Raw genomic sequence first — 452 nt, forward strand, 5'->3', positions numbered from 1 at the left:
CGCACCAGCATCAGCCGGGCATGCTCGCGCTTCACTTCGGCCAGAAGCTGCGGCGGCAACGGCTGCCCTTGCCAGTCCCGCTGCTGCTCCAGCCAGGCGAGCCAGTTGCGCCGTCGCAGGGCCCCGACCGCCAGACCCAGCAGACGCAGCAGCGCCTTGATCCGGTTGGTATGGGCGGTCTGCTCCGTCACCAGTCGCTCGCGCTCGCGGCTGGCCCGCCGGGCGTCCTCTTCGGCCACGCTCGGCACCCGGACGATCCGCACCACCCGCGGCTCGCCCCGCAAATAGGCCATCAAGGTGCGCAGCAGAAGCTCGCCGTCGATCCGGTCTGTCTTCGCCCGACGCGACCGTTGCTCCACCGCGATGCTCGCCGGGTCGAACACGAAGTTCGTGATCCCAGCCGCTTCCAGCAGCCGGTGCAGCCAGAAGCCGTCATAGCCGGCCTCGTAGCA

The 452-nt window shown here is 69.9% G+C and carries 1 protein-coding gene; it reads right to left on the reverse strand.

What is annotated here, in order from left to right; translation table 11 throughout:
- On the reverse strand, window positions 1-452 hold a 452-nt coding region (locus tag OZ411_RS43095), incomplete at both ends, for a transposase (protein WP_282532826.1).

This window comes from Bradyrhizobium sp. Arg237L (assembly GCF_029990105.1).
In the GTDB taxonomy this organism is placed as follows: domain Bacteria; phylum Pseudomonadota; class Alphaproteobacteria; order Rhizobiales; family Xanthobacteraceae; genus Bradyrhizobium.